Origin of the sequence: Microbacterium murale (genome assembly GCF_030815955.1) — a bacterium.
Taxonomy (GTDB): domain Bacteria; phylum Actinomycetota; class Actinomycetes; order Actinomycetales; family Microbacteriaceae; genus Microbacterium; species Microbacterium murale_A.
This window is the reverse complement of the sequence record NZ_JAUSXK010000001.1, coordinates 2951471-2977106: the sequence shown is the minus strand read 5'-3', so window position 1 is coordinate 2977106 and position 25636 is coordinate 2951471. Positions and strand designations below refer to the sequence as shown.

At 66.6% G+C, this 25636-nt stretch carries 23 protein-coding genes; 15 read left to right on the top strand and 8 right to left on the bottom strand.

Translation table 11 applies throughout. The features are described from left to right. Positions 1-17 precede the first annotated feature (17 nt). The gene (locus QFZ46_RS14420; protein ID WP_307362722.1) at positions 18-1370 is read left to right on the top strand and encodes a PucR family transcriptional regulator; all 1353 of its coding nucleotides are present in this window, start codon (positions 18-20) and stop codon (positions 1368-1370) included. On the opposite strand, the gene QFZ46_RS14415 is transcribed toward QFZ46_RS14420, so the two are convergent. Next, positions 1367-2518, bottom strand: a complete 1152-nt coding sequence (locus QFZ46_RS14415) for a CaiB/BaiF CoA transferase family protein (protein ID WP_307362719.1) — start codon at positions 2516-2518, stop codon at positions 1367-1369. The genes QFZ46_RS14420 and QFZ46_RS14415 overlap by 4 nt on opposite strands. Next, positions 2515-3537 carry a LacI family DNA-binding transcriptional regulator gene (locus tag QFZ46_RS14410; RefSeq protein ID WP_307362716.1) on the bottom strand — a complete coding sequence of 341 codons (1023 nt, stop codon included), beginning with the start codon at positions 3535-3537 and terminating at the stop codon, positions 2515-2517. The genes QFZ46_RS14415 and QFZ46_RS14410 overlap by 4 nt, the downstream gene beginning before the upstream one ends. Before the next feature lie 140 nt (positions 3538-3677). On the opposite strand from QFZ46_RS14410, the gene QFZ46_RS14405 reads away from it, so the two are divergent. The 10 genes from QFZ46_RS14405 to QFZ46_RS14360 are packed head-to-tail and all read left to right on the top strand — an operon-like array spanning position 3678 to position 14218. Further along, positions 3678-5705 carry a primary-amine oxidase gene (locus QFZ46_RS14405; RefSeq protein ID WP_307362715.1) on the top strand — a complete coding sequence of 676 codons (2028 nt, stop codon included), beginning with the start codon at positions 3678-3680 and terminating at the stop codon, positions 5703-5705. A gap of 38 nt (positions 5706-5743) precedes the next feature. Continuing rightward, positions 5744-7354 carry an ABC transporter substrate-binding protein gene (locus QFZ46_RS14400; protein WP_307362713.1) on the top strand — a complete coding sequence of 537 codons (1611 nt, stop codon included), beginning with the start codon at positions 5744-5746 and terminating at the stop codon, positions 7352-7354. Position 7355: 1 nt separating this feature from the next. After that, positions 7356-8321, top strand: a complete 966-nt coding sequence (locus tag QFZ46_RS14395; protein ID WP_307362712.1) for an ABC transporter permease — start codon at positions 7356-7358, stop codon at positions 8319-8321. Continuing rightward, positions 8318-9202 (top strand): ABC transporter permease, encoded by an 885-nt coding sequence (locus QFZ46_RS14390; RefSeq protein WP_307362710.1) that lies wholly within the window; start codon positions 8318-8320, stop codon positions 9200-9202. The genes QFZ46_RS14395 and QFZ46_RS14390 overlap by 4 nt, the downstream gene beginning before the upstream one ends. Then, positions 9199-10176 (top strand): ABC transporter ATP-binding protein, encoded by a 978-nt coding sequence (locus QFZ46_RS14385; RefSeq protein ID WP_307362708.1) that lies wholly within the window; start codon positions 9199-9201, stop codon positions 10174-10176. The genes QFZ46_RS14390 and QFZ46_RS14385 overlap by 4 nt, the downstream gene beginning before the upstream one ends. Next, positions 10173-10943 (top strand): ABC transporter ATP-binding protein, encoded by a 771-nt coding sequence (locus QFZ46_RS14380; protein WP_307362706.1) that lies wholly within the window; start codon positions 10173-10175, stop codon positions 10941-10943. The genes QFZ46_RS14385 and QFZ46_RS14380 overlap by 4 nt, the downstream gene beginning before the upstream one ends. Beyond that, positions 10940-11959 carry a P1 family peptidase gene (locus QFZ46_RS14375; protein ID WP_307362704.1) on the top strand — a complete coding sequence of 340 codons (1020 nt, stop codon included), beginning with the start codon at positions 10940-10942 and terminating at the stop codon, positions 11957-11959. Before QFZ46_RS14380 ends, QFZ46_RS14375 begins: the two co-directional genes overlap by 4 nt. A 2-nt stretch (positions 11960-11961) precedes the next feature. Next, entirely contained in the window at positions 11962-12606 is a 645-nt protein-coding gene (locus QFZ46_RS14370; protein ID WP_307362702.1) for an FMN-binding negative transcriptional regulator, read from the top strand. Next, on the top strand, positions 12603-13688 hold the full coding sequence (locus tag QFZ46_RS14365) for a C45 family autoproteolytic acyltransferase/hydolase (protein ID WP_307362699.1): 1086 nt from the start codon (positions 12603-12605) through the stop codon (positions 13686-13688). The genes QFZ46_RS14370 and QFZ46_RS14365 overlap by 4 nt, the downstream gene beginning before the upstream one ends. Next, entirely contained in the window at positions 13685-14218 is a 534-nt protein-coding gene (locus tag QFZ46_RS14360) for a hypothetical protein (protein ID WP_307362697.1), read from the top strand. The genes QFZ46_RS14365 and QFZ46_RS14360 overlap by 4 nt, the downstream gene beginning before the upstream one ends. A gap of 34 nt (positions 14219-14252) precedes the next feature. Here the strand turns inward: QFZ46_RS14360 and purH are convergent, their stop codons facing one another. The 3 genes from purH to QFZ46_RS14345 are packed head-to-tail and all read right to left on the bottom strand — an operon-like array spanning position 14253 to position 17891. Beyond that, positions 14253-15860: a bifunctional phosphoribosylaminoimidazolecarboxamide formyltransferase/IMP cyclohydrolase gene (gene purH, locus QFZ46_RS14355; protein ID WP_307362695.1), complete on the bottom strand. Its 1608-nt coding sequence runs from the start codon at positions 15858-15860 to the stop codon at positions 14253-14255. Positions 15861-15908: 48 nt separating this feature from the next. Further along, entirely contained in the window at positions 15909-16490 is a 582-nt protein-coding gene (gene purN / locus QFZ46_RS14350; protein WP_307362693.1) for a phosphoribosylglycinamide formyltransferase, read from the bottom strand. A gap of 9 nt (positions 16491-16499) precedes the next feature. Next, positions 16500-17891, bottom strand: a complete 1392-nt coding sequence (locus tag QFZ46_RS14345) for a cell division protein PerM (protein WP_307362690.1) — start codon at positions 17889-17891, stop codon at positions 16500-16502. A gap of 90 nt (positions 17892-17981) precedes the next feature. On the opposite strand from QFZ46_RS14345, the gene QFZ46_RS14340 reads away from it, so the two are divergent. Beyond that, on the top strand, positions 17982-19406 hold the full coding sequence (locus tag QFZ46_RS14340) for an NCS2 family permease (protein ID WP_307362688.1): 1425 nt from the start codon (positions 17982-17984) through the stop codon (positions 19404-19406). 186 nt (positions 19407-19592) lie between these two features. On the opposite strand, the gene sucD is transcribed toward QFZ46_RS14340, so the two are convergent. Continuing rightward, complete coding sequence (gene sucD, locus QFZ46_RS14335) at positions 19593-20495, bottom strand: succinate--CoA ligase subunit alpha (RefSeq protein WP_307362686.1); 903 nt, start codon at positions 20493-20495, stop codon at positions 19593-19595. Positions 20496-20522: 27 nt separating this feature from the next. Beyond that, positions 20523-21689 (bottom strand): ADP-forming succinate--CoA ligase subunit beta, encoded by a 1167-nt coding sequence (gene sucC, locus QFZ46_RS14330; RefSeq protein ID WP_307362684.1) that lies wholly within the window; start codon positions 21687-21689, stop codon positions 20523-20525. A gap of 217 nt (positions 21690-21906) precedes the next feature. Between sucC and QFZ46_RS14325 the strand changes: the two genes are divergently transcribed. Further along, positions 21907-23187 (top strand): HNH endonuclease signature motif containing protein, encoded by a 1281-nt coding sequence (locus QFZ46_RS14325; protein ID WP_307362683.1) that lies wholly within the window; start codon positions 21907-21909, stop codon positions 23185-23187. 63 nt (positions 23188-23250) lie between these two features. Further along, on the top strand, positions 23251-23913 hold the full coding sequence (locus tag QFZ46_RS14320) for a TetR/AcrR family transcriptional regulator (RefSeq protein WP_307362681.1): 663 nt from the start codon (positions 23251-23253) through the stop codon (positions 23911-23913). Between the two features lie 53 nt (positions 23914-23966). On the opposite strand, the gene QFZ46_RS14315 is transcribed toward QFZ46_RS14320, so the two are convergent. Beyond that, the gene (locus QFZ46_RS14315) at positions 23967-24455 is read right to left on the bottom strand and encodes a hypothetical protein (RefSeq protein WP_307362678.1); all 489 of its coding nucleotides are present in this window, start codon (positions 24453-24455) and stop codon (positions 23967-23969) included. Positions 24456-24583: 128 nt separating this feature from the next. Between QFZ46_RS14315 and QFZ46_RS14310 the strand changes: the two genes are divergently transcribed. After that, positions 24584-25627: an ATP-dependent DNA ligase gene (locus QFZ46_RS14310; protein ID WP_307362676.1), complete on the top strand. Its 1044-nt coding sequence runs from the start codon at positions 24584-24586 to the stop codon at positions 25625-25627. Positions 25628-25636: the final 9 nt, after the last annotated feature.

Sequence of the window (25636 nt, the reverse complement as noted above, 5' to 3'; positions counted from 1 at the left end):
TGTTGCATGCTGTAGACATGACATCGTTAGGGGATCTCGTACGGACAGCCGGTTCCTCGCTGCATCCGCTCATGCCGTTCGACGCCGCGCGCGAGATCAGCGGGGTGCATGTCTCCGAACTGGGCGACCCCGGCAGATATCTCGACGGCGGTGAGCTGCTCCTGACGACGGGGATCCCTCTCACCGGACGTGCCGAGGATGCCGATTACGTGGCGCGCATCGCAGACCAGGGCGTCGGCGCTCTGGGCGTCGGCCTCGGAGAAGGGTGGGACGCAGCGCCACCGGGGCTGCTCGAACACTGTCGGAACGCGGCAGTTCCGCTGTTCATCGTCCCCGACGGTGCCCCGTTCCTCGATATCTCCCGCGCGTTCTGGGGCATCAACGGCCGCGACCAGCAGGACGAGGCTCTGCGGTCTGCGCATGCGCACACACGTCTGGCTCAGGCGGCGACAGGCGCTGATCCCCTGCGCGCCGTCGTGCGACTGATGGCCCAGGCGATCGGCGGCTGGGTGGCGTGGATACCTCTCGACCCGCGGGCGCCGAAGGCGTTGTTTCATCCACCGGCGCTCGAGGGTCTGCTTCCGGCTGTCCAGACAGACGTGGAGCGATCCCTGCTGAGGCCGGGCGTCGCCGCGGCGTCATTCCTGTCTCATGGTTCGGCCGTCGTCGCGCACTCCGTCTCTGAGGGCGAGCGTACGCTCGGCGCGGTGGCGATTGGAGCGGGCCGCCCACTGGCGCGATCGGATCGGCAGCTGGCGCTGACTGCCGTCGCCCTCCTTCGGCTGCTCACGACCAGGGCGCAGGACACGCACGGCGACGACACGGCACGCTGGGTCGCCGAACTCGCCTTCGCTGGGGATGCTGCGGCCTCCAGTGCACTTGCACGTCTGGCGGGCATCCCCCTCCCCGACGTGGTCAGAGTGCTTGCAGACCCGGATGACGCCGCGCGTGAGGAACCCGCCCTCAGAGTGGTGCGCGACGGTGTACCGCTGCGATTGCTTGCGAGTGACAAGAAAGTGGCGATCCATCGGGGCTTTCTCGGCCCGACCGTCGCGCTGCAGGACGCCCCGGCCGCGGCCGCTCATGTGCTCATGCGGTGGCGCACGCGGCAGGACCAAGGATTCGTGATCGAGAGCGCGGAGCGCAGTGCGGCGTGGGCCGATGCCCTCGCCGATGCGGGCGCGGATGTGCTGGAGACTGTTCGCGCCTATCTTCGCCATCACCAGCATGCCGAGCACACCGCGCGGGAACTGGGTGTGCACCGCAATACGGTGCGTCCACGGATCACCGGCGCGGAGCGGCTCCTCGGCGTCTCGTTGTCCGATCCGGACGTCGCCGCTGAGCTGTGGCTCGCCCTGCGTCAGCGTTAGTCGGTGCCGTCCAGCCAGTCGCGCACCCGCGAGTCGTGTTCGCCAAGGCGAGGCGGAGCGGCCACGCTCACGGGCAGTCGCGGCGTCCATGACAGTGGTGAGCGGATCTGACGCGATCGTCGCCCGTCTGCTCCCAGCGTCTCCAGCAAGGGATCGAGCCCGAGACGCTCGGCCAGCGCGATGCCGTCACCGATGGAGTTGACCTCGCCTGCGGCGACGCCGACCAGGTTCAGACGATCTGCCCATGCAGCCGCCGTGCCCGTGGCGAGCGCTCTCTCCAACTCGGCGACAAGATCCTCACGGCGTGCGACACGATCAGGGTTGTGCAGGAACCGCGGGTCCGCGGCGAGCTCTGGCCGGCCGAGCTCGTCGGCGAGCCTGGCGAACTGCGCGTCGTTGCCGCATGCGACTGCCACCGGCCCATCAGCGCAGCGCAGAACCTCGTACGGTGCGATCGAGGGGTGGCGGTTTCCGAGCCGTACCGGTTCCGCCCCTGCACCGAGATGCGCGGAGACCTGATTGACCAGCGCAGCCTGCAGGCTCGAGAGCAGGTTCACGTCGATGCGAGATCCTCTTCCCGTCGCCTCGCGACGACGGAGTGCCGCGAGGATGCCGATCACAGCATCCTTGCCGGTGAGTACGTCGACGAGTGCCACCCCCGCTTTCATGGCCTCTCCGTCCGCCTCGCCAGTGATGTGCATCAGGCCGCCGACGGCTTGCGCGACGAAGTCGTAGCCGGGCAGCGAGGCGCCCTCGTCGAGGCCGAATCCGCTGACCGAGACGTACACGAGCCGAGGATGAAGGTCGCTGAGGCTGTCCCATCCGAACCCCAGACGCTCGAAGAGTCCTGGACGGAAGTTCTCGATCACGATGTCGCTGCGAGCGATGATCGCGTGCGCGCGCTCCCGGTCGGCGTCCGCTGTGAGATCCAGCGCGATGGACTCCTTCCCGCGGTTCGCGGACTCGAAATACGTCGTCATCCCCGATTCGGCGTACGGCGGCCCCCAGGCACGGGTGTCGTCGCCGGAACCAGGACGCTCGATCTTGATGACCCGCGCACCGAGATCGGCGAGCGTCATCGTGGCCAGCGGGCCCGCCAGAACGCGAGAGAAGTCTGCGACGACGACGCCGTCCAGCGGAGCGCTCACGCGGCACGAGCCGTCAACGGGTGCGCAGTGGACTCGCGTGCGACGACGGTGATCGGGAACTCGACGTCCGTTCCTGGTTCGGCGCGCCCCTCGAGCAGGTCGATGAGCAGTTCGGCGCATGCGACGCCGGATTCCCTCGGGCGGAGATCGATCGAGGTGATCGCCGGCGCCAGGAACGGCAGAGATGGATGATCGACGCAGGAGACGACGGTGATGTCCTCGCCGATGGTCCGGCCGAGCCTGCCGAGCACGGCGACGACCTCGATGGCGCTCGAGTCCGGTGCGCAGATGATCGCATCGGTCTCAGGGTGTTCGGAGAGCAGCCGCTCGATCGCCTCACGGACTGCGAGCCACGGCGCCTCGAAGCTGACGGGAGCGAGCAGCGGCGTCAGGCCTCGTGCGGCGCAACCCGCCCTGTACCCGCTGACCAGCTGTCGAGACCAGTCGGTGACGTCTGGTGCGACCAACAGCGCCGGATGCTGTGCGCCGGTGATGTCGATCTCGTCGAACAGGCGCAGCATTCCGGTCTCGTGGGATGACCAGACGACGCCGTCAGCGGTGCCGGCGATGTCGTCAGGCAGGTGCTCTTGCGTGACGACCGGCATACCAGAGGCGAGGAGCGCCGGAAGGCCGGTATCACCCGAGAGCGGATCCCCGATGATGAGGCCGTCGGCGCGGATCGGCCGCGACCGCCCGGATGACGTCGACGGGCTGACGATGGTCACGTCGATATCGTGGGCCGCGGCGCTGGTGACGATGCCGAATGTGAACGCCATGTAATACGACGACCGCGAGACGACCTCGGGGAGGACGATCCCGATGGTGCCGACGGTTCCGCCGCGCAGGTGCCGCGCGGCTGTGTTCGCGGAATAGCCGAGCTCCGCCGCAGCCGCCAGCACCGCGTCGCGGGTCTCGGATGACACTCGACCGCTCCCGCTGAGCGCGTCCGAAGCGGTGGTCTTTCCGACACCGGCTCGCCGAGCGACATCGATCAATCGGGCGCGCCTTGTCTCATGCATGCGGCCGATTCTAACCACACACAGCGAGATGTAATCACCTGGAAACAGAATGCCCCTTGCGCTGAAACATGGTTTTCGCATACTTTTGCCGGAACGTTCCGGCACGTAGGCGTTCCGATCAGACTTCCAACGGAGAATTCATGAACTGCAGCTGTTCCTCGTCACAGCACGTCCAACGCTCTCGCTCGCTCGGCGACGGATCCGGTGCTCCCTACGCGACGCTGTCTGGGACGGAACTGGAACTGGCCGCCGAGATCCTCCGTCAACACGGCGCGCTCACCGCAACGCACCGGATCGCCTACATCGGCCTGGACGAGCCCGATCGTCGAGAGGTCACGGCGGGACGCGCCGTCGCCCGTCGAGCCAGAATCCAACTCCTCGATATCGAGAGCGGCCTCGCTCGAGCGATCTCCGTCGATCTCGGCACTTCGACGATCGCTCGCGATGACGAGATCGACGCAGAATTCGATGGACAGGTTCCGCTGCTCCAGGAGGAGCATGCGATCATCCGTGAGCTCGTCGGGGCGGATGCGCGCTGGGCCGACGCGCTCCTCGCTCGCGGAATCGACGACCCGAGCACGGTCGCTCTCGCAGGGCTCTCTGCCGGTCGCTACCCGATCGAAGGGGAACGCGGTCGTCGCATGGCGCGTGTGCTCGGCCATCACCAGCCCACGCCCCTGACGATGCCGTGGGCGCATCCGATCGACGGCCTCGTCGCGTTCGTCGACCTCGCCAGCCGCAGCGTGGTGGATGTCATCGACACGGGTGCCATGCCGATCCCCCAGGAGACCGCGGATTACCACGTGCCCGGTACGTTCGGCCCGGAACGGACGACGCAGAAGCCGATCGTGATCAGCCAGCCAGAGGGCCCGAGCTTCTCCTTCGACGGCGACGTGATCTCCTGGGAGAAATGGTCGCTGCGCGTCGGCTACGACATGCGTGAGGGTCTGATCCTGCACGGCATCGGTTTCGAAGACGATGGCCGCGTCCGCCCGATCGTGCACCGCGCATCCATCGCGGAGATGCTCGTGCCCTACGGCGATCCAGGGCCCGTGCGGTTCTGGCAGAACTATTTCGACACCGGCGAGTACCTGCTCGGCCGGCTCGTCAACTCGCTCGAACTCGGCTGCGACTGCGTGGGCGACATCACATACCTCGATGTGCCGATCGCCGACGCCCTCGGGAACGTGAAGATCCTGCCGAACGCCATCTGCATCCATGAGGAGGATGCCGGCGTGCTGTGGAAGCACACCGAGCAGTTCACCGGAACGAGCGATGTGCGTCGCCAACGACGTCTGGTGATCTCGTTCTTCGTCACGGTCGGCAACTACGACTACGGGTTCTACTGGTACCTGTACCTCGACGGGAAGATCGAGTTCGAGGCCAAGGCGACCGGCCTCGTGTTCACCGCGGCGTACGACGAGCGCACGAGTCGCTTCGCCAGTGAGCTGGCACCCGGCCTCGCCGCCCCTTACCACCAGCACCTCTTCTGCGCTCGGCTCGATATGGCGGTCGACGAAGGTACCGCAGTGATCGACGAGATCGACGTCGGAGCGCTCCCTATCGACGACGACAATCTGCACGGCAGCGCCATCGGCTTCACCGCCACGCGGCTGCGGAGCGAACACGAGGGTCGACGCCGGGCGAACAGCTCCGTCGATCGCACCTGGCGGGTGAGCAGCACGAATGCCAAGAACCGCCTCGGGCGCCCCGTCTCGTATGTGCTGGCCACCGAGGGCAAGCCTGTGCTGCTCGCACAGCCGGAGTCGGTGATCGCATCCCGCGCGCGATTCGCCACCGCAGACCTCTGGGTCACGGAGTATGACGTGAACGAACGCTACCCCGCGGGCGACGTCGTCAATCAGAGCGCGCCGGAGCAGGGCCTGCCTGCATTCATCGCCGACGACGCCTCACTGGAGAACACGGATCTGGTCCTGTGGCACACGTTCGGGCTGACCCACTTCCCCCGCACGGAAGACTGGCCGATCATGCCGGTCGACATCTGCGGCTTCGCCCTCAAGCCTCACGACTTCTTCGATCGGAACCCGACCCTCGACGTTCCGGCATCCACGAGTGCCTGCGCCTGCGCTCACGAGGACAAAGGCTCTGCGTCATCCGAGCACCACCTGCATCACCTCTCTGTCCGCCCGCCGTCGGCCGACGCATGATCCACGCGTCGGCCGACATCCCGAAGGGAAACACCGAAATGCACAAAGCAGCTCGAGCGGGGATGGCGATCGCCGCCATCGCAACCCTCACTCTCACCGGATGCGCCGCCGGCGCCTCCCCGGATGCCACGCCGACTCAGGAGGAGGCCGCGCCCGGCTTTCTCTCGGTCGCTGACGACGCCTTCGATGCCGGCGGCGACCTCGTCGTCCAGCTCGACTACGACACCGCAGAAGCCAGTGGTCTGGATCCCCAGGGCGCCGCGACTGCCCGATCGTGGATGCTCGAAGGTCTCTCTTACGAGACCCTCACCACGATCGACGAGAACCTCGAAGTCGCCCCGAAGCTCGCGACGAGCTGGGAGTCACCGAGCGACACCGAGTACGTCTTCACCCTCGCCAGTGACGCGGTCTTCTCGAACGGCCGGGCGATGACCGCTGACGACGTGGTGGGGAGCCTTCAGCGCCTTCTCGACACACCGACGACATGGACTGGCCAACTCGGCCCGGTGTCCTCGATCGAAGCGACCGGCGACCTCGAAGTCACAGTCACGCTCTCCGAGCCGTACGCGCCGTTCCTCTCAGCGCTCGCGAACACTCCCGCAGCGATCCTCCCGATCGCGGAGATCGACGCCGGCGAGGTCGACATCACGACCGAGATGCTCGGGACCGGCCCTCTCGTCGCGACAGCACATCGTCAGGACGAGGAGTGGACGTTCGAGCCGAACCAGCACCACCCTGATGCGGACGCGTTGGGCTTCGCCACGCTCACCATCGACATCGTCGGCGACGAGGCCACTCGCGCTGCCGCCCTCCGCGACGGCTCGGCGGACTTCGCCGTGCTCAACTCGATCGACTCCGCTGAGCTGCTCTCGAATGCCGCCGATGTGACGGTCGTCGGACAGAAGAACACCGACTTCCACTATCTGATGATCAACTCCCTCACCGGTGACGAGGCGCTGCAGGACGAGGACGTGCGCTTCGCGATCAACAGCGCCATCGACCGCGCGGCGATCAACGAACTCGCATTCGGCGGCTCCACCGAAGCATCAGGTGTCACCCCTGCCGGCCTCCCGGACGCGTGCGTGGCGGCGGACCTCCCCTCCGCGGCTCACGATGTCACCGCGGCGAAAGCAGTGATCGACAAGATCGGCGGGCTCGAACTCGACCTCGTGGTCTACACGGACGAGCCGGTGCTGGCGCAGATCGCCCAGGTGATGCAGCAGAATCTCGCGGAGATCGGTGTCACGGTCTCGATCGAGCAGGTCGACTACGCCACCTACTCGGCCCGCGTGTACGAAAGTCCGGCGGACTTCGATCTCGCGCTCAGTTGGTTCGCCGGATATGCCGACCCCGCCATGGTCACGACCTGGTGGAACCCCGAAGTCGCCGGATTCTCCGCCGTGTTCATGAAGGGTTCCGACGAGCTCGACGCACTCATCGCCGACGGCTACACGACTGAGCCAGGTGCGGACAGGGCGGCGGTCTTCGAGGACCTGTGCGCCCTCGCGGACGAGCAGAGCGAGATGGTGCCGTTGGTGCTGCGTCCGTCGACGATCGGATGGAACACTCAGTCGCTCTCCCCCACGCTGACCAGCGCTGAGGGATACGGCGACTTCCTGCGCTACGTCACCGAGTTCCGCGCCAACTGACATGTCCGTGGTTCTGTGGTCGATCCGGCGCATCGCCGCCGCACTGGTGACGCTCATCGCGGTCTCCGTGCTGATCTTCGCATCAGTGCGGCTCATGCCGGGTGACTACATCGACCTCGTCCTGGGTCCGCTCGCCACCGAGGCGCAGCGGGCCCAGGCCGTGGCCGATTCGGGTCTGGATGCGCCGGTGATGGAGCAGTACTTCCGCTGGGTCTTCGGCGTGGTCACCGGCGATCTGGGCTACTCGTTCGTCTCGAACGTCTCCGTCTCGGAGGAGTTCGCCGCACGTCTGCCGGTCACAGCGACCATCGCCCTGTTGACGATCATCGTCACGTTGCTGATCGGCATTCCACTCGGCTTCCTCGCGGCGCTGCGCAGCGAAGGCTCCGCGGGGGCCGCCGGACGACTGGTCAGCGCCCTGGGCATCAGCCTGCCGGAGTTCCTGCTCGCCGGACTTGTGGTGTTCGTGGTCTCCACTCTGGGACTCGGCCTCTCAGTAGGGCAGTTCGCTGCGTTCTCCACCGATCCAGGACGATTCTTCGGGTCGCTCGTCCTCCCCGTCGTCGTCTTGTCGATCGGCTGCGTCGCCGTAGTCGCCCGCAATACCAGGGATGCGGTGATGAACGTGCTCGTAGAACCTCACGTGCAGGCGGCCGTCGCCCGCGGCGAGACGCCGGGATTCATCGTGCGACATCATGTTCTGCGCAACGCCGCAGCGCCGATCCTCACGATCGTCGGTGCGCTCGTCGCGGTGCTGCTCGGAGGAACGGTGATCGTCGAGTTCGTGTTCAACATCCCCGGGATGGGGTCGTACCTTCAGACGGCGCTCGGCCGCCGGGACTATTCGATCGTTCAGAGCGCCGTACTGCTGGCCGCGATGGTCTTCATCGTCGCCAGCCTCATCGTCGATCTCGTCGCCAACGCGCTGGATCCGCGCTTGCGCCTGACCGGAGGGAGCAGCCGATGACCGTCGCACCCACTGCCGTCCATGGTGTCCGCGCTGCCGGCCAGACGGCGACGAGCGCCTGGCGACACAGTGACGCTCTGCTGCGCACAGCGATCATCGTGCTCGGCGCGATCGTCGTCCTGACCGTCATCGCGGTGCTCACCGGAGTGACCGGGTCCACGAGCGCGACGATCGGCGGTCGGTTGGAGGGCGCCTCAGCGCTCGCGCCGCTGGGCACGGACAACCTCGGCCGCTCTCTCCTGCCCCGCCTCTTCGAGGGCATCGCGACGACATTGGTCGTCTCGATCGTGGCAGTCGTCTGCTCCGCTGCGGTCAGCACCCTGCTGGGCATGCTGTCCGGCTACTACGGCGGCGGCGTGAACGAGGTGGTCATGCGGGTGGCGGATGTGCTGTACGCCTTTCCTGCTCTCGTCCTCGCGATCCTCGTCTCCGCCCCGCTCGGCCCAGGACGCCCAGCAGCGATCATCAGCATCGTCGTCATCACCATCCCTCTCATGACGCGCGTGGTGAGACTCGCCACCCGCTCCGTCGCCGAGCGCGACTTCATCGTGTCGGCACGGATCAGCGGCGTGCGCACCCCCGTGATCTTCGTGCGGCGACTGCTGCCCAACATCGCCGGCACGATCGCCGTTCAGGCGAGTTATGCGCTCTCTGTCGCCATCCTCGTCGAGGGCGGTCTGAGCTTCCTCGGATTCGGCGTACAGGTCCCGGAGGCCTCGCTCGGACTGCTCATCCAGCAGGGGATGCTGTACATGACCCAGGCGCCGCAGCTGCTCATCGTTCCCGGTGCCGTCCTGGTGGTCTCGATCCTGTGCATCAACATCATCGGCGACGGATTGCGCGACCGCTTCGAACCGCGAGAGACGAGGTCTCTGAAATGACCGCCATCCGAATCAGAGACCTCGCACTGGAGTTCACCGGTGCGACGACGGTGCGCGCACTCGATGGAGTGGACCTGGAGGTCGCCGCCGGCAGTTCAGTGGCTGTCGTCGGCGAATCAGGATCGGGCAAATCGACGCTCGCGTCGGTCATCGGTCGGCTCCACCCTCGTTCTGCACGGATCGTGCGCGGCGAGCTGGAGGTCGACGGCACCGACGTCCTGAGCCTGGACGACACCGCCCTCCGGCACTACCGGAGGGACGCCCTGGCTTACATCGCCCAGGATCCGATCGGCTCGCTCGATCCGACGATGCGCATCGGCAGGCAACTTCAGCTCGTGCTGCGTTCCGTCGGTGACGACAGCACACAAGCCAGACAGCTCGAGATGCTCGATGCGATGCTCATCGCGAACCCCGAGCGTGTCGCACGCCTCTTCCCGCATCAGATCTCCGGAGGAATGGCGCAGCGCGTCGCCGTGGCTCTGGCCATGTGCCGACGTCCCAAGGTGCTGATCGCGGACGAGCCGACAGCCGCACTGGACAGTCAGGTGCGCGAAGAGGTCATCCGGCTCATGTTCGAGCAGGCGCGCTCCGCGGGCACCACGATCCTGTGGCTCAGCCATGACCTGCCGGCTGTCGCCCGCTGGTGCGACGAAGTCGCAGTGATGTACGCCGGGCGGGTCGTGGAACGCGGACCCGCGGGAGCGGTGCTCGGCAGCCCCGTCCATCCCTATGCTCGCGCGCTCGCGGCAACCGATCCGTCCAGGGCGAAACGTGGTGAGCGCTTGAGCAGCATTCCAGGCTCTCCCCCGGTGCTGTACGGCGAATCCGAGGGGTGCGCCTTCGCCGCACGCTGCGCGTTCCGGATCGACGCCTGCGAAAGCACCCGTCCACAGCCGATGACAGCACGGCACAGCCTGTGTCTGCGCGCTGAAGAACTCGCTGCGCCGACCAGTGCGAAAGAGGTGTCCGCATGACCGAGTCGACCTCGCCCGTCCTCGATCTCGATGATGTCAGCGTCACGTTCACCTCCGGCCTCGGCGCGAGCAGAAGAGAGGTCACGGCGATGTCACACGTCTCCCTCTCCGTCACAGCGGGCGAGACGCTCGGACTGGTCGGCGAATCCGGATCGGGGAAGACGACGACAGGCTCCGTCGTGCTGGGCCTTCAGAGACCGGACACCGGCACAGTGAGATTCCAGGATGCTCCGTTGTCGCGGAGCCTGCGTTCTCGCGCCGGCCGGATGCAGGCGGTGCTGCAGCACCCGCGCTGGGCGCTGGATCCGCGCTCGACCATCCTCTCCTCAGTGCTCGAGCCGCTCCTCGTGCATGAACGCCGAACGCCCGACACCGAAGCCCGCGCGCTCTCGATGCTCGATCAGGTCGGACTCCCCGCTTCCTTCGCCGCACGAAGACCCCACCAGCTCTCCGGTGGCCAGCTGCAGCGCGTCAGCATCGCCCGCGCCCTCGTCACGCACCCGGCGTTCATCGTCTTCGACGAAGCGGTCAGCGCGCTCGATGTCTCCGTTCAGGCGCAGATCCTGAATCTCATCCAGGACCTGCAGGCCGAGCACCGCTTCGCCGCTCTCTTCATCTCGCACGACCTCGCCGCGGTCCGCTACATCTCCCATCAGGTGGCTGTCATGCGCGCCGGTGAGATCGTCGAGCATGCCCCGACCGAGGTCTTCTACGACCTTCCCCAGCATCCGTATTCCCGCCAACTCTTCCAGGAGCTCTCATCGTGACCGACCCCCACCGCCTCGCCCCCGTCCTGCCTGCCGGTCCGCGGCGCTCCAACGGCGACTTCGCTCTCACTCCTGTGCACGGCACTGACCGCGGCCAGGTCTCGTACGACTTCCCCGGAGTGCTGCTCGGAACCGCCGAGTACGCCGAAGGGCCCACCGGAGCGACTGTGCTGTCGATCCCTGGCGGTGCCAGGACGTTCACCGATCGGCGAGGCGGTGCTGTCGGCGCCAGCGGCCTCTACGGCTACAACCACGCGATCTGCCTCGCCGGCGGATCCGTGTACGGGCTCTCGGCCGTCGCCGGAGTCTCGGAAGCCCTCTTCGAGCGGGGTGAATATCGGTCGGGCTTCGATCAGTTGCAACTGGTGTCCGGCGCGATCATCTACGACTACTCCGTGCGCGACAACTCGGTGTTCCCCGACACCGCACTCGGAAAGGCGGCCCTGAACGCGGCGAGAGACGGCGTCGTCGAAGTGGGGCGTGTCGGCGGCGGCGCCGCCGCGTCATCGGGAAAGGTCGACCCCGCCCGGATCGAGTTCACCGGTCAGGGCGTCGCCTTCCGCCAGGTGGGCGATGTGAAAGTGCTCGTCGTGACGGTCCTCAACCCTTATGGCGTCATCATCGACCGTGAGGGACGGATCGTGCGCGGCAACTTCGACGAGACCACCGGAGCGCGCCGGCATCCCGCCCTCGACTATGAGGAAGCGATCGCGGAGTCGCGCCTCGTCGAGTCGATGGCGGGCAACACGACCATCACGGCCGTCGTGACGAACGTCCAGCTGAGCGACGTCGAGCTGAAGCAGTTCGGATTGCAGGTGCACAGTTCGATGCACCGCGGCATCCAGCCGTTCCACACATCGCTCGACGGAGACACCCTCTTCGCGCTCACGACCGACGAGATCGCCCTCCCGATCGACCCCGGCACCTCACGGGGTCGGCTGTCGTTGAACTCCACCGCAGTGGCCACCCTCGCCGGCGAGACCGCCTGGGATGCCATCCTCTGCGCGGCCGGCTGATCGTGTACGAGTTCGAGAAATATCTCGCTCCTTCGCAGGAGGAGGTGAACGAATTGGTGCGTCGGCATCCTTTCGCACTCATCGTCTCCAACGGCGGAGGCGCCCAGGGTGCCCCGACCGTCACTCACACTCCCGTGATCATCGAGCGGCTGGCGGACGACGGCGGATTCGTCGGTGGCGAGATGCTCGGGCACGTCGCCCGCAAGAATCCGCAATGGCAGCAGCTCGTCGATGGGGAGTCGGTGCTGATCGTCTTCTCGGGACCGCACGGCTACGTCTCGCCGACCACCTACGCGGATGATCCGAACGTCCCGACTTGGGACTACGCGGCTGTGCACCTCACAGCTCGGGTCACCGTGCTCAAGAGCGCGGAGGACGGATTGCACGTGGTCGCCCGCACCGTACATGAGCTCGAGAGTCTGGAACCGACGGCGTGGGACATGACGAGTTCGCTGCCGACGTTCGAGCGGATCGTCGGTGGAATCGTGGCCTTCAGGTTCGACGTCATAGAACAGCGAGCGGTGTTCAAGGTCAGCCAGGACAAGCCCCGCGACGTGCGCCAGAGGGTTGCGGAAGCCTCCCGCGCGCGCGGATGCCCGTACGGCGATGTCGCTTCCCTCGTCGAGCGCATCGGAGGAGATGAATGATCGTCCACGAGTGGACAGCTCTGACCGACGACGAGCACGAGGAGGGAAGGCGATTCGGCCGGCATTGGGCGCCGCAGCTCGCAGCGGCGCGAGATTCCTACCTGCGCTTGTTCGCACAGTCGGGTGTGCCGGACAGCATGGCCCGCGATGTCGCGGATGCCTGTCGCACTCAGACCGAGGTGCATGCGCCCGAGGTCGCGGCGGAGTTCCAGGGCATGGCAGAGGGAAGTGGGCTCTCGCTTTCGGACGTCTATCTCCTCACTGCACGGACCGAGATCCTCGCCCGGATGACACCGTCGATGGAATGCTCGACTGTCGTGCACGTGCCCTCGGACGGCACCGCGCCGCGCACGCTGCAGACCTGGGACTGGCACGAGACGCTCTCGAACGAAACCGTGGTGCGCCGGTTCCGCTCGCGAAGGGGAACCGGAATCGTCACCTTCAGCGAATTCGGACAGCCGGCCAAGATCGGCGTCAACGACCGGGGCCTCGGCCTGCACTTCAACATCCTGCACCACCGTTCGGACGGCTCGCGGGCCGGCGTTCCCGTGCATGTGCTCGCTCGGATGATCCTCGACCGGGCTCGGAGCATCGAGGACGCCGCCGACATCGCCAGGAGCACGCCCCTTGGAGCATCCAGCGTGCTGACCGTCGCGACATTCGACGGTCGCACGCCGGCGGCCGCCGCAATCGAGGTCGCACCTGCGGGCGTCGCGGTGATCGAGACGTCCCCTGGTCACACGCTGGCGCACACCAATCACTTCCTCGATGAAGCGCTGGCCGCTCGCGAGTACTCGCCCTACGAGACGACCAGCGTGCCGCGCTATCAGTGCCTGGTCGACGCCGTGGACCAGGCACGGATCATCGACGACCGCGAGCGGGCGCTGGCATTCGGGGCGATCCCCGACGCACCCATCTCGGTTCGAGCACGGCCGGAGCAGCCCGAGCATCTGCGCTGGGAGACCAAACTCACAGTCGCATTGGACGTGGTCGGCGCTGCGCTGGCCTTCGCCTCCGCTGCTCCTGCCGATGTGGGATCTGTGGAATGGCGTCGGATCAGTGTCGACTCGGCCGCGGTGTGAACGAACTCCTGCACATCGGCGCGCTCGGAGCAGCCGCGGTCGGTGCGGGCGCGCTGTGCACCACACGTCGTGCGACAGGCAGGCTTGAGAAGGCCGCCGCGCTGCTGATGCTGGTCGGGATGGCAGACGCGATGACGGTGTCGCTTCTTGCTCCAGTGGCCTGGTTCGCGCTGATGGTCACAGCCGGGATCGCGCTTGCCGTCGCACGTCGCCGCATGCCACTCACCGCCGCTGCACAGGCAACGTCAGGACCGGTGCCCCTCTCTGCGCACCTCGCGCTCGGGCTGGTCGTCACCGCGACCCTGATCCTGCTGATGCCGACGACGACTTCCGCCGAACTGCTCGTCGCGGCAACGCACTCGCACGGCAGCGCAGGCTCGATGTCCGTCTTCGTATGCGTCGCTGTAGGACTGGGGTCAGTGGCCTTCGCCGCGACCGCCTTCCACTCTCATCGGTCGTGGCGTCATCGTCTGCATCACGTCGCTATGGCGACTTCCACCGTCGCGATGAGCGCCGTGATCCTGTCGTGAGCGCGGTCTCGACGAGCTTCCCTGAGTTCCGGACTCAGTGGAAGAAGTGGCGCTCGCCCGTGAAGAACATCGTCACGCCCGCGGCTTCGGCCGCTGCGATGACCTCGTCGTCGCGCACGGACCCGCCCGGCTGGATGATCGTCTTCACGCCCGCGTCGATGAGGATCTGAGGTCCGTCGGCGAACGGGAAGAAGGCGTCGGATGCTGCGACCGAACCCTTGACGCGATCGCCGGCGCGCTCCACCGCGAGCCGGCACGAGTCGACGCGGTTGACCTGGCCCATGCCGATGCCGACCGTGGCCTTGCCCTGCGCCAGCACGATCGCATTCGACTTCACGGCGCGGCACGCCTTCCACGCGAAGATGAGGTCCGACATCTCCTCGTCGGCCGGGCGCTCACCGGTGATGAGCTGCCAGTTCTGCGCCACTGCGCCGATCTCGTCGGGGAAGCGGTCGGCGTCCTGCAGCAGCAGGCCGCCGGAGACCAGACGCACGTCCATCTGCTCCTGCTGCCAGTCGTCGGGCAACTGGAGCACGCGCAGGTTCTTCTTCGCCTTGAACACCGCCAGTGCCTCCGGCTCGAACGACGGTGCCACGATGACCTCGGTGAAGATGTCCTTGAGATTCTCCGCCATCTTCAGCGTGACGGTTCCGTTCGTGGCGATGACGCCGCCGTATGCCGAAACAGGGTCGCACTCATGAGCGCGCAGGTGCGCACTGGCGATCGGGTCGAGGGCGTTCGGCGCGGTCGTCGCGATGCCGCACGGGTTCGCGTGCTTCACGATGGCGACCGCGGGCAGCACCATGTCGAAGGCGGCGCGCAGCGCGGCATCCGCGTCGACGTAGTTGTTGTACGACATCTCCTTGCCCTGCAACTGCACTGCCTGTGCGATGCCGTGACCGCCGACTCTGGTGTAGATGGCGCCGCGCTGGTGCGCGTTCTCGCCATAACGCAGCGTGGACAGGCGCTCGGCCTTGATCGTGAGGTGCTCCGGCAGCTCGCCGCCGTTGTTGAGCGTGCCCTCGGCGAACCAGGCAGCGACTGCAGTGTCGTAAGTGGATGTGTGCGCGAACGCGCGCGCCGCGAGTTCACGACGCTGCGACAGCGTGGTGCCGCCGGCCTCTATCGCCTCGATGATCGCAGGGTACGACTCCGGCGATACGACGACCGCGACATTGGCGTGGTTCTTCGCCGCCGCGCGCACCATGGCGGGGCCGCCGATGTCGATCTGCTCGACGGCGTCGTCACCGGATGCACCGGATGCGACAGCCTCGACGAACGGGTACAGGTTCACGACGACGAGCTCGAACGGGTCGATGTCGAGGTCGTCGAGCTGCCGGGCGTGGTCCTCGAGGCGCAGGTCCGCCAGGAGACCGCCGTGGATCCGAGGATGCAGGGTCTTGACCCGTCCGTCGAGCATCTCGTCGACACCGGTGACCGCGGCGACATCGGTCACGTCGTGGCCTGCCTCGCGGATGGTCGCGGCCGTCGATCCGGTCGAGACGATCTCGATGCCGGCCTCGGCGAGCGCCGCTGCGAGCACCAGGAGATCGGTCTTGTCGCTCACCGAGACGAGGGCGCGCCGGATCGGCACGGTGTCGCGTTCGCTGTACAGGGACGAGTCGTGGCGCGGGCCGGCCATGGAGGGCTCCTTCGTGCGAGGTTCGGGGCGGATCAGGATGTCAACAGGTCAATGGGTCAGTGCGAGGTCGCCGGTGGCGATGCGCCGAACGACGTCGATGAGCAGACGGCGTTCGACGGGCTTGATGCGCTCATGCAGGGTGTTCTCGGTGTCATCGGGCAGCACCGGAACGCGTTCTTGAGCGAGGATCGGTCCGCTGTCGATGCCGTCATCGACGACGATGACGCTGGCTCCGGTCTGCGTGACGCCGGCTGCGAGCGCGTCTCGGACGCCGTGGGCACCTGGGAACTCCGGAAGGTACGCCGGATGCGTGTTGATGATCTGCGGCGTGTAGCGCGCGACCAGCGACGCCGGCAGCAGCCGCATGAGGCCGCTGAGCACGATGAGGTCGGGGCTCCAGGCGTCGAGCCGATGTCCGAGCTCCGCACCCCATGACTCGCGATCGGCGAATGCGCGGAACGGGACGGTGAAACTCGGGATGCCGAATTCCTCAGCGTGAGCGAGGCCTTCGGCGTCGCGATCGGCACCGACGACGACGATCCGCGCGGGGAAGTCGGGGTGGCGTGCGGCTTCGAGAAGAGCGCGGAGATTCGAGCCGGTGCCCGAGATGAGAACGGCGACCGTGAGCACCCGGCCAGTCTAGCGGTGCGTAGGAGTGCTGCTGTCCCCGAAGAATCCGTGGTCGTCCAGCGGCGCCGTGTCGTTCGCATCCTGGTCATCGGAGTTCCAGTCGACTGCGGGTCTCGAGCCCGCAACGACGGCACCGGCATCCGCCGTCGGCGAGGCGCCCATCTCCGCCACCCAGCGATCGGTGCGCTCTTCGGCGAGTTCGTCGCGGTGCCGCGGGGCGAGCAGCAGGATGGCGGCACCGACCAGCACCTCTGCCCCGATCGCGAGCGACAGCCATCCGACGTGCGGGCCGGTCTCTGCCAGTCGCCCTGGCCCGATGGACCCGGATGCGAGCACCGCAGCGATCGCGGTGATCCCGGCGCTGCACAGTGCGATGCCAGCGGTGATGGCGACGCGGGGGGCGAACGGGCGGGCCACGTCCTCCCAGACGAGCCGGGAGCGGACGACCCAGCCGGCGAAAGCGCCGGCGCCGATCGGCAGCAGCACGACGATGAGCATCCAGATCGAACCGTTCTCCGGCAGCAGGCCGAGCATGGGGATGCCGGGCACGACGCCGAGCTGCGTGCCCGCGGGCGAGACCGCGGTGCCGACGCCGACCGATATCCCAGGTCCTGCCAGCCAGGCCACAGCCCACACCAGCAGTGTCGGCAGGTAGGCGAGGTGGCCGAGGGTGAGGATCGTGACGCCCGTCGCATCGACGCGCGCCGATTCGAAGAGCGCCACCACCTCTCCCCCGCGCAGCAGCACGGCGACGGCTACAGCGACGCCGGCGATGCCGGTGAGGCTGACGATGACCACGGCAGTGCCGCGCACGATCTCTGCGGGGAGCACTCCCCACTCGCCCCACCCGTCCACGACATCGTGCAGTCGGTCGATGAGGCCGCCGTCACCCTCGCGCCAGGCGTAGCGGACGGCACCGCAGAGCGCGCCTACGAGGTACACGGCAGACGGCAGCAGGATGGCGAGGGCGAACGGAGCCCGTGCAGCGTCGGTGCGTGCGGTGTACGCCACGCCGACGGCGATCAGCGCGAAGGTCACGGACCCGGCGAAGGCACCGAGCAGCCAGGCTCCGGAGCGGGCGGCTCTGGTACCGGATCGTGCGGCGAACAGCAGAGTGAAGATCAGGAACGCCAGCGGAGTGAGCGAGAGGGTGAAGTGCGCTGCGGCCGGCGAGATGCCGACGGCGATCACGATCTCGTCGGGGATGACGATCTCCAGGGGCACACCGTGGCCCAGCTGCCAGAGGGTCCCCGCTGCGGGCCAGAGAGCACCCCAATCGGCCGATGCTCCGAAGGCGAGCGTCCACAGCAGGGTGAGCGGCGCGAGCAGCACGACGAGGCCGACGGCGGCCGCGATGGCGGCATCGACAGCGGCGAGGATCGCGACGAGGAGGCGTTGCATGACTCAACGAGACTACGACGAGAACCTGACTGCCCCGCGGGGGCGCGCGCTGCACCGCGGACACGATATCGTCTCCACGGAGGTTCCCCGATGACAACTGTCCCCTCGCCCACCCCGCAGCACACCGCTGAACCGAAGAACGCGCTCGATCGCTTCTTCGAAGTCAGCCGACGCGGCTCCACGATCGGCACCGAGGTGCGCGGCGGCGTTGTGACTTTCGTCACGATGGCGTACATCGTGATCCTCAATCCGATCATCCTCTCGACGCCCGATGTCGACGGCACAGTCCTCGACGGCAGCGCGGTCGCAGCGGCCACGGCGCTGACCGCCGGCATCATGACTCTGCTCTTCGGCATCATCACCCGTCTGCCGTTCGCGTTCGCGGCAGGGCTCGGGATCAACGCGTTCCTCGCATTCACCGTCGTCGGATCGGTGACATGGCCCGAAGCCATGGCGCTCGTCATGATCAACGGCATCGTGATCGTGCTGCTGGCCGCCACCGGCCTTCGCAAGATGATCTTCGACGCCGTGCCCGTGCAGCTCAAGCTCGCCATCACTGTCGGCATCGGCCTGTTCATCGCTTTCATCGGCTTCGTGAATGCCGGCTTCGTCACCGCGACGGGCAATGACTCTCCTCCGGTCGATCTGGGTGTCGGCGGGTCTGTGGCGAGCCTGCCGACGCTGCTCTTCGTGATCACGCTTCTGCTCGGCGGCGTGCTGATCGCCGTGCGCCTCAAGGGCGCCATCCTCATCGCCCTCGTCGGCGGAACCGTGCTCGCGGCGATCGTCAACCTGATCTGGCCGTTCGGTCTCGACTTCGGTTTCGCCGGCGGCATCATGAGCCTGCCCGACCTCAGCCTGATCGGCGCCGTCGACTTCGGATTCGATTTCACCAAGGTCAGTTTCGTCGCACTCGTCATGTTCGTGTTCACTCTCGTGTTCTCGAACTTCTTCGACGCCATGGGCACCATGACCGGTCTCGCCAAGGAAGCCGATCTCGCTGATGCGAAGGGCGACTTCCCACGCATCAAGTCGGCGCTGGTCGTCGAGGGCGTCGGCGCGATCGTGGGCGGCGCCACCTCATCGTCGTCCGCGACGGTGTTCGTCGAGTCTGGCTCCGGCATCGGCGAGGGCGCACGTACTGGTCTTGCGACATCCGTCACCGGTGTGCTGTTCCTGCTCGCGATGTTCTTCACACCGCTCACTTCGCTCGTGCCCGGCGCCGTCGCTGCGGCCGCTCTGGTGCTGGTCGGCGCGATGATGCTGTCTCAGATCCGGCACATCGACTTCGGCGACTTCCGTGTGCTGCTGCCGGTGTTCCTCACGGCGACCGTCATGCCCATGACCTACTCGATCGCCAACGGCATCGGCGCAGGCTTCGTCAGCTGGGTCGTCGTCAACGCTCTCTCCGGCAAGGCGAAGACGATCCATCCGCTGCTGTGGATCGTCGCCTTCGGTTTCGTGCTGTTCTTCGCTCGCGGTCCGATCGAAGCGCTGTTCGGCGTCGGGATCTGACGTCGGCCACCCTCACTCGCCGCCCACGGGAGGACGGTTTCCGGGCTTTTCCCGCCTTGGAAGCCCGGAAAGCCTTCTTCCATCGGCGTGGGCACTGAGCCACGGGTGCGGACGGCGCCACAGACGAACGTAGAAACGCGTGAAGGCCCCGGAGCGGACTCCGGGGCCTTCATCGCAGGTGAGGTGTTACAGCGCCTCGATGATCGCGCGCATCAGGTCAGCGGTCTCGGACGGCGTCTTGCCGACCTTGACGCCGGCGGCCTCGAGGGCCTCCTTCTTCGCCTGAGCGGTGCCTGCAGAGCCGGAGACGATGGCGCCGGCGTGGCCCATGGTCTTGCCCTCAGGAGCGGTGAAGCCCGCAACGTAGCCGACGACCGGCTTCGTGACGTTCGCCTTGATGTAGTCGGCAGCGCGCTCTTCCGCGTCGCCACCGATCTCGCCGATCATGACGATGGCCTTGGTCTCGGGGTCTGCCTCGAACGCGGCGAGCGCGTCGATGTGCGTTGTACCGATGACCGGGTCGCCGCCGATGCCGATGGCGGTCGAGAAGCCGAGGTCGCGCAGCTCGAACATCATCTGGTAGGTCAAGGTTCCCGACTTCGAGACGAGGCCGATCGGGCCCTTGCCGGTGATGTTCGCCGGGGTGATGCCGACGAGCGCTTCGCCGGGCGTGATGATGCCGGGGCAGTTCGGGCCGATGATGCGGGTCTTGTTGCCCTTGCTCTGCGCGTAGGCCCACGCCTCAGCACTGTCGCCGACGGGAACGCCCTCGGTGATGACGACGAGCAGCGGGATCTCGGCGTCGATGGCCTCGATCATGGCGTCCTTCGTGAAGGCGCCGGGAACGAAGGCGATCGACACGTCAGCGCCGGTCTCTTTGATCGCCTCGGCGACCGAGCCGAAGACGGGGAGCTCGACGGCTGCGCCGTCCTTGTCGGTGTGCGCGACTGTCGTGCCGGCCTTGCGGGCGTTGACGCCGCCGACGACCTGGGTGCCGGCCTTCAGCATGAGAGCCGTGTGCTTGGTGCCTTCGCCGCCGGTGATGCCCTGGACGATGACCTTGGAGTCCTTGTTGAGGTAAATCGACATTTCTTCAGTCCTTATGTCTCTTTGGCGTCAGGCGTTGGCGAGCTCGGCGGCCTTGTCGGCGCCCTCGTCCATGGTGGCGGCGAGGGTGACAAGCGGGTGGTTCGCCTCTGCGAGGATGGCGCGACCCTCCTCGACCTGGTTGCCGTCCAGGCGGACGACCAGAGGCTTGGTGGCGGCGTCGCCCAGGATCTCCAGCGCCTTCACGATGCCCTCCGCGACGGCGACGCACGAGGTGATCCCGCCGAACACGTTCACGAACACGCTCTTGACCTGCGCGTCTCCGAGGATGACGTCGAGGCCGGCAGCCATGATCTGCGCATTGGCGCCGCCGCCGATGTCGAGGAAGTTCGCGGGCTTGACGCCGTTGTGGTTCTCACCGGCGTAGGCGACGACGTCGAGCGTCGACATGACGAGTCCTGCACCGTTGCCGATGATGCCGACCTGACCGTCGAGCTTGACGTAGTTGAGGCCGGATTCCTTGGCCTTGGCCTCGAGCGGGTCAGCGGCGTCCTTGTCCTCGAGCGCCTCGTGCTCCGGGTGGCGGATCTCTGAAGCGTTCTCGTCGAGCGTGACCTTGCCGTCGAGGGCGACGATGTCGCCGGCTTCGGTGAGCACCAGCGGGTTGACCTCGACGAGCGTGGCATCCTCGCCCTTGTAGACCTCGTACAGCTTGACGAAGACGTCGGAGACCTTCTCGACGAGGTCTTCGGGGAACTTCGCTGCACGAGCGATCTCGACGGCCTTGTCCTTGTCGATACCGGTCAGCGGGTTGACCTCGATGCGAGCGAGCGCCTCCGGCTTCTCAACAGCGAGGATCTCGATCTCCATGCCGCCTTCGACTGAGCACAGCGAGAGGTAGGAGCGGTTGGCGCGGTCGAGCAGCACCGAGAAATAGAACTCCTCGGCGATAGCCGCACCCTGGGCGACCATGACGCGCTTGACGATGTGACCTTTGATGTCCAGACCCAGGATCGCCTTGGCCGCCTCGTACGCCTCATCGGGGGTCTTGGCGACCTTGACGCCACCGGCCTTGCCTCGACCGCCGGTCTTGACCTGCGCCTTGACGACGACGACACCGCCGATCTTCTCTGCGGCCGCTTTCACCTCCTCGGGGGTGTCCGCGACGATGCCGGCGAGGACCGGCACTCCGTACTTCTCGAAAACGTCTCGTGCCTGGTACTCGTACAGATCCACTGTGCTTCCTTCACTGGGTCTCGGTCCGGAAAGTCTCTCGATGTCGAGACATCGACCAGTCCTAAAGCCTACTACCTCCGACTGAACGCTCCGGGTCACGCGAGCGCGCCCTGGCTGCCGTCATTCTCGCTCTCGGATTCGAGATCAATAGAACATATCTACTTGTTTTCTGCACTGCTCCGTTGTTTTCATCGAAACTTTACGCTAATCTGAGTTCATGGAACCCTGGTTCGACGATGTAGACGACCGGCCATCTGACGCCGCGTCCATCGTCGAGTCAGCGATCGATGATCTGCAGTGTGCGGATATCGATCTGAATCGCTACGCCGCGAGCCGTTCGGCGCGGATTGCGGATGCTGTCGCTCTGGCTCGCCGCAATCCCGAGGTCTACGTCCACCGCACAACAGATAAGGATGCTGTGGCGCAGGCCGAGCGTGCCGCGATCTTCGACATCGCGCTGCGACTGAGGTGTTCGGAAGAGTACGTGCGAGGTGCACTGTTCGTCGCAGAGGAGGCGATGGCTCACCTGCCCAACCTGTGGCGCCATGCCCGCGATGGTTTCGTATCGATGTATCTGGTCGGTCGCACCGTCGGTGAACTGGCGAGAGTGCGCGCTGCGGTGGATGCGTCGGATGAAGAGCGTGATCTGGAGCGACGTGCGATGCGGTTGATCGATGACGCGACGTCGGAGTGGGCGTTCTCGTGTCCACCGGCGGCGTTCCTGCGTCGGTTGCGTACCCTGGTTGATCGCCTCGATCCGGTCGGGGCCACGGAGCGGCATGCTCGCAAGGTTCGTGGCCGCCGCGTGGTGGTTCACGAGGACGAAGACGGCATGAGCTGGTTCATGGCATACATCCCGACCATCGAGGCGATCGCGGCGAAGCGCCGGTTGACGTCGGCGGCGAAGAATCTGCAGAAGAACCCGAACGAGTGCCGCAGCCGTGACCAGATCCGCGCCGATCTGTGCTCCGACTGGTTGCGCGGTATCGGCACGGACACCGCGGTCAAGACGAAGATCTTCGTCACCATCCCCGTTCAACTCTTGGACGGGGAGACCGTGCCCGCCCAGGAGGCCGAGCTCGTCGGGCATGGTCCGATCGACCCCCTCACCGCGAAGCAACTGTTCCTCGACACGACAGCCTTCCGCCGCGTGATCATCGACCCGATCCGCAGCATCGTCATCGACATGGACCGCCGCAGCCGCCGCGCCACCCCGGCACAACGCGAATGGCTCATCCTGCAACACGGCACCTGCGCCAGAGACGGCTGCAACCGCCTCGCCCAAGACGCCGACATCGACCACACCACCCCCTGGGCCCACGGCGGCACCACCGACATCAACGAACTCAGACCCCTCTGCCCCCGCGACCACACGCACCGACACCACACCCGCGCGATCTACCGCAACCGCCCGGACAATTCGGTCCAAGTCATCACACCCACCGGCCACGAAAGCAAACCCCCACCACGCACCGTGGCATCCGCACCCCCGTTCTGAACCGTCCCCTGCCCGGGGTCACACGCGCACGCGTCATTCACAGATCGGTCTAGGCTTCTCGCTATGCATCAGTCCGCAGACCCGCGCACCGGCGTCGTCGCCGCAGCGCTCGACTTGTTCCGCCTCCAGGGTTTCGACCAGACCTCGGTGGAGCAGATCGCGAAAGCGGCAGGCGTTTCGCGATCCACCTTCTTCCGCCAGTTCGGCGGTAAAGAGGATGTCGTCTTCACCGACCACGAGGTACTGCTGGAAGAGGTGAGAGCATTTCTCGCCGAGGGCCATCGCGATCCGTGGGATGCCGTCTGCCAAGCATCCCAGCACGTCTTCTCGCACTTCGCTCACGATCCCGAGATCGCGCGCCTGCGCTATCAGGTCGTGCGCCAGGTTCCGGCGCTGCGCGAGCGCGAGATCGTGACAGTGTTCCGCTACGAACGGCTTTTCGACGAGTATCTCCGCGGTGCCCTACCGGGGATCGACCCGCTGGATGCGGTCGGTTTCGCGGCCCTCGTCACTGCTGTGCACAACCACGTGCTGCGCCAGTTGCTCCGCGGCACGAAGCGCGTTGCTCCGTCGGTGCTGCAGAGCGCTCTGGACGATGTGCGGCGCAGATACGGTGTGCTTCCGGATGCCGCAGATGAAGCCCACGACGACATGGTCGTCGCGGTCTTCCCCCGGGCCATGCCGATCGCCGAGGTCACCCGCCGCCTGCAGTCCGACCTCGGCTGAGACGCACCGCTCTGCGGATCGACGCCTGAGTCAATCCGTCCCGCGCAGGCCGCTCAGCTGTCGCAGCTGCACTTACCCGACGCGGTGCGCACCATGAAGCACACGTCGCATGTGCCGTAGTCACGCTCGTTCGTCTTGGTGGGCCGAGCCGCGCTGACGGACGATGCGACCTTGCGCGGGGCGCGTGCCGTAGCGGTCTTCTCGGCGACGGGACGCAACTCGCTCGGATGCGTGACGTAGAAGTACGGCTCACGGCCTTCGCTCGGCCGCAGCCGCAGCGCGGTCGCACCCACGACGACCTGCTCGTCCTCGGCGAATCCGTTGGTGTACGTCTTGCCGATGTGCAGCGGTGTGCCGCCGCTGAGGCGGATCGCCTCGATGTATCGACCGCGATCGATGAATGAGGAGATGCCGACGGCATCCGTGATCGACACGATGAACTCGTGATTCTGCGTGTCGATTCGGTGCGCGCGCAGCGCCTCGGAGAGATTGCGGTATGGACGGGAGGTGCCTGCGGGGGTCGGCCCCTGAATTTCATTCATCGTTATCTCAGGATCGCACGTCTGGCGGGGCGAAAGTTACCGAATGAGCCGGTGCCCGTGTGCGGTCGCGCGTTCCCGGCGACGATGCAGGGGTTTTCACCCTCGTCGTGACCGAGCAAGATGGACGCATGCGCTACGAGATCCCCGCACCGATGCTCGCAAAAGCCGCAGCGTCGATTCCCGACCCGGCGAAGGCTCCCGGAGGGCTGCTGTTCGAGCCGAAGTGGGATGGGTTTCGCGGCCTGATCGCCTGGGACGGCGAGACGTTCGAGATCGGTTCCCGTGGGGCGAAGCCGCTCACGCGCTACTTCCCCGAACTCGTCGAGGCGCTGTCGAAGATCCTTCCCGGTCCGTGCCTGCTCGACGGCGAGATCGTTGTCGCCACGGGCGAGCCGGGTGCCCAGCGGCTCGACTGGGAGGCGCTCAGCCAGCGCATCCACCCAGCCGCTTCCCGGGTCGAACGCCTCGCCGCAGAGACCCCGGCGATGTTCATCGCGTTCGACCTGCTCGCGGAAGGAGAGGACGACCTGCAGCAGACGCCGTTCCGCGAGCGCCGTGCGCGACTTGAACAGCTGCTCGCCGAGACGCAGCATCCACTGCACCTCACCCGCACGACCGAGGATCCTGCGACGGCAAGGAAATGGCTCGACGAGTTCGAGGGTGCGGGCCTCGACGGCGTCGTCGCGAAGCCCCTCGACCAGCCGTATGCACCTGGCAAGCGCACGCTCATCAAGATCAAGCACGCCCGTACGGCGGACGTCGTGGCGCTCGGCTACCGCATCCACAAGTCCGGGTCAGGTGTCGGATCTCTGCTCGTCGGGCTCCACGACGACGACGGCGTGCTCCGCCAGGTCGGCGGAGTCGCGGCCTGGAGTGACAAGATGCGCCAGGAGCTCGTGCAAGAACTGGCCCCCCTCGTCCAGCGCGACGAGGCAGGCGAAACGGTGAAGGGAGAGGGCGAGCGCAGTCGCTTCTCCGGTTCGAAAGACGTCTCGTTCGTCCGGCTCCGCCCTGAACGCGTGTTGGAGGTCCGCTACGACCAGTTGGAGGGTGCACGATTCCGGCACACCGTGCAGTTCGAGCGCTGGCGTCCGGATCGCGATGCCCACTCGTGCACCTACGACCAGCTCGACACCGTTGCCGGCTACGACCTCGCACACGTCCTGGTGTGATCCCGACCT

What these genes read in the sequence shown, in the direction of transcription:
- QFZ46_RS14420 (WP_307362722.1), top strand. Translation starts at nt 18, where the DNA reads ATGACATCGTTAGGGGATCTCGTACGGACAGCCGGTTCCTCGCTGCAT.
- QFZ46_RS14325 (WP_307362683.1), top strand. Translation starts at nt 21,907, where the DNA reads ATGGAACCCTGGTTCGACGATGTAGACGACCGGCCATCTGACGCCGCG.
- QFZ46_RS14340 (WP_307362688.1), top strand. Translation starts at nt 17,982, where the DNA reads ATGACAACTGTCCCCTCGCCCACCCCGCAGCACACCGCTGAACCGAAG.
- QFZ46_RS14315 (WP_307362678.1), bottom strand. Translation starts at nt 24,455, where the DNA reads ATGAATGAAATTCAGGGGCCGACCCCCGCAGGCACCTCCCGTCCATAC.
- purH (WP_307362695.1), bottom strand. Translation starts at nt 15,860, where the DNA reads ATGGCCGGCCCGCGCCACGACTCGTCCCTGTACAGCGAACGCGACACC.
- QFZ46_RS14405 (WP_307362715.1), top strand. Translation starts at nt 3,678, where the DNA reads ATGAACTGCAGCTGTTCCTCGTCACAGCACGTCCAACGCTCTCGCTCG.
- sucD (WP_307362686.1), bottom strand. Translation starts at nt 20,495, where the DNA reads ATGTCGATTTACCTCAACAAGGACTCCAAGGTCATCGTCCAGGGCATC.
- QFZ46_RS14390 (WP_307362710.1), top strand. Translation starts at nt 8,318, where the DNA reads ATGACCGTCGCACCCACTGCCGTCCATGGTGTCCGCGCTGCCGGCCAG.
- QFZ46_RS14395 (WP_307362712.1), top strand. Translation starts at nt 7,356, where the DNA reads ATGTCCGTGGTTCTGTGGTCGATCCGGCGCATCGCCGCCGCACTGGTG.
- QFZ46_RS14320 (WP_307362681.1), top strand. Translation starts at nt 23,251, where the DNA reads ATGCATCAGTCCGCAGACCCGCGCACCGGCGTCGTCGCCGCAGCGCTC.
- QFZ46_RS14385 (WP_307362708.1), top strand. Translation starts at nt 9,199, where the DNA reads ATGACCGCCATCCGAATCAGAGACCTCGCACTGGAGTTCACCGGTGCG.
- QFZ46_RS14410 (WP_307362716.1), bottom strand. Translation starts at nt 3,537, where the DNA reads ATGCATGAGACAAGGCGCGCCCGATTGATCGATGTCGCTCGGCGAGCC.
- QFZ46_RS14400 (WP_307362713.1), top strand. Translation starts at nt 5,744, where the DNA reads ATGCACAAAGCAGCTCGAGCGGGGATGGCGATCGCCGCCATCGCAACC.
- QFZ46_RS14310 (WP_307362676.1), top strand. Translation starts at nt 24,584, where the DNA reads ATGCGCTACGAGATCCCCGCACCGATGCTCGCAAAAGCCGCAGCGTCG.
- QFZ46_RS14345 (WP_307362690.1), bottom strand. Translation starts at nt 17,891, where the DNA reads ATGCAACGCCTCCTCGTCGCGATCCTCGCCGCTGTCGATGCCGCCATC.
- QFZ46_RS14365 (WP_307362699.1), top strand. Translation starts at nt 12,603, where the DNA reads ATGATCGTCCACGAGTGGACAGCTCTGACCGACGACGAGCACGAGGAG.
- QFZ46_RS14380 (WP_307362706.1), top strand. Translation starts at nt 10,173, where the DNA reads ATGACCGAGTCGACCTCGCCCGTCCTCGATCTCGATGATGTCAGCGTC.